Origin of the sequence: Micromonospora sp. NPDC048868 (genome assembly GCF_043198195.1) — a bacterium.
In the GTDB taxonomy this organism is placed as follows: domain Bacteria; phylum Actinomycetota; class Actinomycetes; order Mycobacteriales; family Micromonosporaceae; genus Micromonospora; species Micromonospora reichwaldensis.
This window is the reverse complement of record NZ_JBICUN010000005.1, coordinates 1-8,116: the sequence shown is the minus strand read 5'-3', so window position 1 is coordinate 8,116 and position 8,116 is coordinate 1. Positions and strand designations below refer to the sequence as shown.

General features: G+C 76.1%; 6 protein-coding genes. All 6 read left to right on the top strand.

Annotated elements, in window-relative coordinates:
- Positions 1-1,583, top strand: a 1,583-nt coding sequence (locus ACGFNF_RS09500; RefSeq protein ID WP_393166909.1) for a primosome assembly protein PriA, incomplete at its 5' end; no start/stop codon positions are given.
- A 257-nt stretch (positions 1,584-1,840) separates the two neighbouring features.
- Positions 1,841-2,824, top strand: coding sequence for an AAA family ATPase (locus ACGFNF_RS09495; RefSeq protein ID WP_357579337.1), 984 nt, complete (start codon positions 1,841-1,843; stop codon positions 2,822-2,824).
- Between the two features lie 146 nt (positions 2,825-2,970).
- On the top strand, positions 2,971-3,531 hold the full coding sequence (def, locus tag ACGFNF_RS09490) for a peptide deformylase (protein WP_393166907.1): 561 nt from the start codon (positions 2,971-2,973) through the stop codon (positions 3,529-3,531).
- A gap of 4 nt (positions 3,532-3,535) precedes the next feature.
- Positions 3,536-4,462, top strand: coding sequence for a methionyl-tRNA formyltransferase (fmt, locus tag ACGFNF_RS09485; protein ID WP_393166905.1), 927 nt, complete (start codon positions 3,536-3,538; stop codon positions 4,460-4,462).
- Positions 4,459-6,063, top strand: a complete 1,605-nt coding sequence (locus ACGFNF_RS09480) for an RsmB/NOP family class I SAM-dependent RNA methyltransferase (protein ID WP_393166903.1) — start codon at positions 4,459-4,461, stop codon at positions 6,061-6,063. Before fmt ends, ACGFNF_RS09480 begins: the two co-directional genes overlap by 4 nt.
- Positions 6,064-6,226: 163 nt before the next feature.
- The gene (locus ACGFNF_RS09475; protein WP_393166901.1) at positions 6,227-7,969 is read left to right on the top strand and encodes a M28 family peptidase; all 1,743 of its coding nucleotides are present in this window, start codon (positions 6,227-6,229) and stop codon (positions 7,967-7,969) included.
- Positions 7,970-8,116 lie beyond the last annotated feature (147 nt).

Sequence of the window (8,116 nt, the reverse complement as noted above, 5' to 3'; positions counted from 1 at the left end):
CCGACGAGAACCCCGTCGCGCCGGCCGGGCCCGGTCCCGACGCCTGGCGGGACTACCCGACCGGGCCGGCCCTGCTCCGAGCCCTCGCCGACGGCCGGGCCGCCCGGGCCGTCTGGTCGGCGCTGCCGGGGGAGGACTGGCCCGCCCGGTACGCCGAGGCCGTCGCCGCCACCGTGGCCGGCGGCCGGGGCGCGGTGGTGGTCGTCGCCGACAACCGCGACCTGGACCGTCTCGACGCCGCCCTGCACGCCGCCCTGGGCCCGGGGCGGCACGTCTGCCTCTCCGCCGCGCTCGGTCCCGCCCGGCGCTACCGCGCGTTCCTCGCCGCCCGGCGCGGCGACGTGGCGGTGGTGGTCGGCACCAGGGCCGCGATGTTCGCCCCGGTCGCCCGGCTCGGGCTGGTGGCGATCTGGGACGACGGCGACGACCTGCACGCCGAGCCCCGGGCCCCCTATCCGCACGCCCGGGAGGTGCTGCTCACCCGCGCCCAGCTCGGCGACGCCGCGGCGCTGGTGGGCGGCTACACCCGCACCGCCGAGGCGCAGCTGCTGGTCGAGACCGGATGGGCCCGCGAGGTGGTGGCCGACCGGGCGACCCTCCGGGCCCGGATGCCGGCGATCGCGCCGACCGGCGACGACCCGCAGCTGGCCCGGGACCCCGGGGCGGCCACCGCCCGGCTGCCCAGCCTGGCCTGGACGACCGCCCGGGACTCGCTCCGGGCGGACCTACCGGTGCTGGTCCAGGTGCCCCGCCGCGGCTACCTGCCGTCGGTGGCCTGCGCCGAGTGCCGCACCCCGGCCCGGTGCCCGCACTGCGCCGGCCCGCTCGCGCTGCCCTCCGCCGAGGGCATCCCGGCCTGCCGCTGGTGCGGGCGGGTCGCCGCCGCGTACGCCTGCCCGGAGTGCGGCGGGCGGCGGCTGCGCGCCTCCGTCACCGGCGCCCGGCGCACCGCCGAGGAACTGGGCCGGGCCTTCCCCGGCGTGCCGGTGCGCACCTCCGGGCGGGAGGAGGTGCTGGCCACGGTCCCGGGCGGCGCCGGCCTGGTCATCGCCACCCCCGGCGCCGAGCCGGTCGCCGACGGCGGCTTCGGGGCGGTGCTGCTGCTCGACTCGTGGGCCCTGCTCACGCGGGCCGACCTGCGGGCGGGGGAGGAGGCGCTGCGCCGCTGGCTGGCGGCCGCCGCGCTGGCCCGTCCCGCCGCCGCCGGCGGCCGGGTGGTGGTGGTCGCCGACGGGGCCCTCGCCCCCGTACAGGCGCTGCTGCGCTGGGACGCCGGCTGGTTCGCCGCCCGGGAGCTGGCCGAACGGCGGGAGCTGGGCTTCCCGCCAGCGGTGCGGATGGCCAGCGTGACCGGCCTGCCGGCCGCCGTGGCCGATCTGCTGGCCGAGGCCCGGCTGCCGGCGGAGGCCGAGCTGCTCGGGCCGGTGCCGGCCGACGGGGAGCGCGAGCGGATGCTGGTCCGGGTCCCCCGGGCTCGGGCCGGCGCGCTGGCCGGCGCGCTGCACTCGGCGGCGGGGGTGCGCACCGCCCGCAAGGCCGCCGAGCCGGTCCGCCTCCAGGTCGACCCGCTGGCCCTCTTCTGACCGGTGGCCCGGCCGATCCGGCGCCGCACCCACCGCCCGACCTGGCCCGTCGTCGCACGCCGTGTCCGGCGGTGTGTCGACACGCGGGTGATAGCATCGCCCGTCATGCCCGGGCGTACGACGGCTCCAGGTCGCGGCGCGGCGCCACACCGCGCCGAGCCGGGGTCGTCGCAGGATCGCGCGACGATGGCGGGAGCGCGTCGGTTCGGCGCGGTGTCGATGATTCCAAACAGCCGGTGATCAGGGGTGGACCAGTCGTGACCGTTCGTCAGTCGATCGTCTTCAATGGTGACCTCGGCAGCGGCAAGAGCACCGTCTCCGTGGTGATCGCCGAGCGGCTCGGCCTGCGCCGGGTCAGCGTCGGTGACCTCTACCGCCAGATGGCGCAGGAGCGGCAGATGACCGCGCTCCAGCTCAACCTGCACGCGGAGCTGGACCAGGCCGTCGACGGCTACGTCGACCAGCTCCAGCGGGACATCGCCGCCTCGGGCGAGCGGCTCGTCATGGACTCGCGGCTGGCCTGGCACTTCTTCACCGACGCGCTCAAGGTGCACATGATCACCGAGCCGGGCGAGGCGGCCCGGCGGGTGCTCGCCCGCCCCTCCGGCCCGGCCGAGAGCTACGCCTCGATGGAGGAGGCCAAGGCCAAGCTGCTGGAGCGCAGCGAGAGCGAGCGCGGCCGGTTCATCGTCCGCTACGGGGTGGACAAGGCCCGGCTGCGCAACTACGACCTGATCTGCGACACCACCCGCGCCTCGGCCTCCGAGGTCATCGAGCACATCATCGACGCGTACGAGGGCCGGCTGTGCGCGGACGTGCTGCGCGACGCGCCGCCGCTGCTGCTGCTCGACCCGGCCCGCGTCTACCCGACCGAGGACATCGCCCACCTGCGCGACCTGTGGGACTCGGAGTTCGTCGGGGAGGTGGCCGCCGCCGGCGACGAGGCGCTGGAGCCCTTGCGGATCGGCTACACCGGCGAGTACTTCTTCGTCGTCGACGGGCACCGCCGCCTCAGCGCCGCCCTCCAGAACGGCTTCCGCCTGGTGCCGGCCCAGCTCGTCGCCGAGGTGGACGAGCCGGTGGTCGGCGGGATGAGCGCGGTGGACTACTTCGCCGCCCAGGCCCGGCCCGGTCTGATCCACGACTGGGAGGCCGCCCACTCCATCGAGCTGCCGTTGCCCGAGCACGCCCTGCTCCGCGGCGACGCGGTCCTGGCCGGCGAGCCGGGCACCGCCGTCTGAGCCGCTTCCTGCGCGGCCACGGGCGCCTCCCGGTGACCATCGACACGCGACGGGCCGCGCCGCTTCGCGGTACGCCGGCCGGGGCGGCCGACGGCACTCCGTAGACTGGTACGGCACCAGTCCGCCCGCCGAAGGAGCCATGCCGAGTGACCGTCCAGCCCATCCGTCTGTTCGGGGATCCGGTGCTGCGCACGCCGGCCGATCCGGTGGTCGACTTCGACGTCGAGCTGCGCAAGCTCGTGGCCGACCTGACCGACACGATGCGTGAGCAGAACGGCGCCGGCCTCGCCGCGCCGCAGCTCGGTGTGGGCCTGCGGGTGTTCACCTTCGACGTCGACGACGTGGTCGGCCACCTGGTCAACCCGGTGCTGGAGTTTCCCGACGCCGAGGAGCAGGACGGCCCCGAGGGCTGCCTGTCCATCCCCGGCCTCTACTTCGACACCAAGCGCCGGCAGAACGTGATCGCCAAGGGCTTCAACGGCTACGGCGACCCGATGCAGATCGTCGGCACCGGTCTGATGGCCCGCTGCGTGCAGCACGAGACCGACCACCTCGACGGGGTGCTCTTCGTGGACCGGCTGGACCCGGCCGGGCGCAAGGAGGCGATGAAGGCGATCCGCCAGGCGGAGTGGTACGACCCGGCCATCCCGCCGACGGTCAAGCTCAACCCGCACGCCGCGGGCAGCCCCTTCGGTCTGGGTCGGTGAGCCCGTGCGCGTGATCTTCGCCGGCACGCCGGCCGTCGCCGTTCCCGCCCTGGCCGCCGTGGCCGCCTCCCGGCACGAGCTCGTCGCAGTGGTCACCCGGCCGGACGCCCCCGCCGGGCGCGGTCGCGGGCTGGCCCGCTCCCCGGTGGGGGCGTGGGCCGACGAGCACGGGATCGAGGTGCTCACCCCCGCCCGGCCGCGTGAGCCGGAGTTCCAGGACCGGCTGCGCGAGCTGGCCCCCGACTGCGTCCCCGTGGTCGCCTACGGCGCGCTGGTGCCGCCGGCCGCCCTGGAGATCCCCGGCCACGGCTGGATCAACCTGCACTTCTCGCTGCTGCCCGCCTGGCGCGGGGCCGCGCCCGTGCAGCACGCCGTGCTGCACGGCGACGAGCTGACCGGGGCGAGCGTGTTCCAGCTGGAAGAGGGGCTGGACACGGGTCCGGTCTACGGCACGCTGACCGACGAGATCCGTCCGGCCGACACGTCCGGCGACCTGCTGGAGCGGTTGGCCCACTCCGGCGCCGGCCTGCTGGTGGCCGTCCTCGACGCGATCGAGGACGGCACGGCCCGGGCCGAGCCGCAGCCCGCCGACGGGGTGTCGCTGGCGCCGAAGCTGACCGTGGAGGACGCCCGGGTGCGCTGGTCCGATCCCGCCTTCGCGGTGGACCGGCGGATCCGGGCCTGCACTCCGGCGCCCGGCCCGTGGACGACGTTCCGGGGCGAGCGCGTCAAGCTGGGCCCGGTCACCCCGGTGCCCGACGGTCCGGAGTTGAAGCCGGGCGAGCTGCTGGTGGAGAAGTCCCGGGTGCTGGCCGGCACGGCCACCACCCCGGTGCGGCTCGGCGAGGTCCGGGCGGCGGGCAAGCGGGCGATGCCGGCGACCGACTGGGCGCGGGGCGTCCGGGTCGCCGCGGGGGAGGAAGTCGCGTGACGGGCACTTCGGAACGGCCCTCGGGCGACCGCTTCTCCGGCGAACGGCGCGGCGAGCGCCCCGACGGTGAGCGCTCCGGCGGTCAACGGTTCGGCGGTGAGCGTTCCGGCGGTGAGCGTTTCGGTGGGCGCGAGCAGCGTCCCTCGGGCGGCCAGCGCGGCGAGCGGCCGGCGCGGGGCGGCCAGTGGGGTGCCCGGGCCGGCGGTGACCGCCGCGACGGCGGCCGGCGTCCCCCGGCCCGCCCGGCGGTGGACCTGCCCCGCCAGGTGGCCTACGAGGCGGTCGCGGCGGTGCACCGGGACGACGCGTACGCCAACCTGGTGCTCCCGTCGCTCCTGCGCGACGCGGGGCTGGTCGGCCGGGACGCCGCCTTCGCCACCGAGCTGACCTACGGCACGCTGCGCCACCTCGGCACCCTCGACGCGATCCTCGGCGACGCCGCCGGGCGGGACGTGCAGCGCATCGACCCGCCGGTGCGCGACGCGCTGCGGCTCGGGGCGTACCAGCTCCTGCACACGCGGGTGCCGGCGCACGCCGCCGTCTCCTCGACCGTCGACCTGGTCAAGTCGGTGAGTGTCGGCGCGACGGGCTTCGCCAACGCGGTGCTGCGCGAGGTGGCCGGCCGCGACGCCGACGCCTGGGTGGCCAAGCTGGCCCCGTCGGCGGAGAGCGACCCGATCGGGCACCTGGCCCTGGCGTACAGCCATCCGCAGTGGATCGTGCGGGCCTTCGCCGAGGCGCTCGGCGGCGACCTGGGCGAGACCACCCGGCTGCTCATCGAGGACAACGAGCGCCCTCCGGTGCACCTGTGCGCCCGGCCCGGGCTGGCCGATCCGGCGGAGCTGGCCGACGAGGCCGGCGGCGCGCCGGGGGCCTTCTCCCCGTACGCGGTCTATCTCTCCGGTGGGGCGCCCGGCGACCTGCCGGAGCTCGCGCAGGGGCGTGCCCACGTGCAGGACGAGGGCTCCCAGCTGGTGGCCAACGCCCTCGCGGTGGCCCCGCTCGACGGCCCGGACGGGCGCTGGCTGGACCTGTGCGCCGGACCGGGCGGCAAGTCCGGCCTGCTCGGTGCCCTCGCCGCCCAGCGGGACGCGCGGCTGACCGCGGTCGAGGTCTCGGAGCACCGGGCCCGGCTGGTCGAGCAGGCCACCCGGGGCCTGCCCGTGAACGTGCTGAACATCGACGGCCGCACCGTCGGCGCGGACCCGAAGCTGCCGGAGGCGCACTTCGACCGGGTGCTCGTCGACGCGCCCTGCACGGGGCTGGGGTCGCTGCGCCGCCGCCCGGAGTCGCGCTGGCGGCGCCAGCCCTCGGACCTGCCGCCACTGACCCGGTTGCAGCGTGAGCTGCTCGCCGCGGCGCTGCGCGCCGTCCGGCCGGGCGGGCTGGTCGCCTACGTGACGTGCTCCCCGCACACCGTGGAGACGCACGTGACGGTGACCGAGGCGGCCCGCCGCTCCGGCGTGCCTGTCGACTTCGTCGACGCCCGGCCGCTGCTGCCGGCGGGCATGCCCGGCCTCGGCGACGGGCCGACGGTGCAGCTGTGGCCGCACCGGCACGGCACCGACGCGATGTTCCTCGCGATGCTCCGCCGCACCTGAGCGGGGCGCACGGGACAAACCGGTCCGCCCCGCGCGGGGGCGGGCCGGCGACGCCCGGGCCGTCGTGCGCACGCGCGCCGGCGGCCGGGATCGCCGTCCCTCCACTGTCTCCCCAAAACGCGCTCCAAGGTGGCATCATGTCGTCACCTATCGAGGAGCGTCCATGAAACGAAGAGTCCTGACCGTCGGTGCCGCACTCGCCGTCTTCGCCGCCGCCGCGGTCGCACCGGCCGTCGGGCCGGCGGCGGCGGCCCCGTCCGCCGGCGTGCTCGCGCCCGCCGCGCAGGCCCTGGCGGCGCCGGACATCGCGGTGGCCAACGTCCAGGCCCACCTCACGCAGTTCCAGACCATCGCCACCCAGAACGGCGGCAACCGGCGGGCCGGGTCCGCCGGCTACACGGCCTCCGTCGCGTACGTCAAGACGAAGCTCCAGGCCGCCGGTTACACGGTCACCGAGCAGGTCTGCACCGACTGCACGTACCGGTCGAACAACCTGATCGCCGAGTGGCCGGGCGGCCCCGCCGACCAGGTCGTCATGTTCGGCTCGCACCTCGACGGCGTGTCCGCCGGCCCGGGCATCAACGACAACGCCACCGGCTCGTCGGCGCTGCTGGAGAACGCGCTGGTGCTGGCCCAGCAGAACCCGACGATGACCAAGCGGGTCCGGTTCGCCTGGTGGACCGACGAGGAGCAGGGCCTCAACGGCTCCGACTTCTACGTCCGCTCGCTGAGCGCCACCCAGCGGGGCTACATCAAGGGCTACTACAACTTCGACATGATCGGCTCCACCAACGGCGGCTACTTCATCAACCGGATCACCTCCGCCACCGCCGCCCCGCTGAAGGCGTACTGGGACTCGTTGAACATCCAGCCCGAGGAGAACGTCGAGGGCCAGGGCCGTTCCGACGACTATCCGTTCGCGCAGGCCGGCATCCAGACCTCCGGGTACGCCGCGGGGGCCAGCGCCCGGAAGACCTCGGCGCAGGCCACCAAGTGGGGCGGCACGTCCGGCTCGGCGTACGACCCCTGCTACCACCGGTCCTGCGACACCACCTCGAACGTCAGCGCCACGGTGCTCAACCGCAGCGCCGACGGGATCGCGTACGCCATCTGGCAGCTCGCCGTGGGCTCGGCGACCAACGACTTCTCCGTCGCGGTGAGCCCGACGTCGGGCTCGGTGCAGCGGGGCGCGTCGACCACGGCGACGGTCTCCACGGCCACCACCGCCGGCACGGCCCAGACGGTCGGCCTGTCGGCGACCGGCCTGCCGGCGGGCGTCACCGCCTCGTTCAGCCCGTCGTCGGTCACCTCCGGCGGCTCCGCCACCCTGACGCTCAGCGCGTCGGCCTCGGCGACGCTGGGCACCTACACCGTCACGGTCACCGGCGCGGGCTCCGGCGGCGTCTCGCGGTCGGCCAGCTACACCCTGACCGTCGGCGGCAGCGGCGGCTGCTCCGGTGGGCAGCTCATCGGCAACGGCGGGTTTGAGAGCGGGTCGTCGCCGTGGACGGCGTCGTCCGGCGTCATCACCAACGACACCCGCCAGCCGGCGCGGACGGGCTCGTACAAGGCGTGGATGCTGGGCTACGGCTCGACGCGGACGGAGACGCTGTCGCAGTCGGTGACGATCCCGGCGGGCTGTGCGAGCTACACGCTGTCGTTCTGGCTGCACGTCGACACGGCGGAGACGACGACCAGCACCGCGTACGACCGGTTGGTGGTGCAGGTGGGCTCGACGACGCTGGCGACGTACTCGAACCTGAACGCGGCGGCGGGCTACACGCAGCGGTCGTTCAACGTGGCCGCGTACGCGGGCCAGACGGTGACGCTGAAGTTCACCGGCACGGAGGACGCCTCGTTGCAGACCAGCTTCGTCGTCGACGACGTGACGCTGCAGGCCAGCTGACACACCACAGGGTCGGGGGGGGGGGGCCCCCCCCCCCCCCCCCCCCCGGGGCCCGCCGCCCCCCCCGGGCGGCCCCCCCCCCCCCCCCGGGCCGGGGGGGGGCGGGGGCCCCCCCCCCCCCCCGCCCCCCCCCCGGGCCGGGGGGCC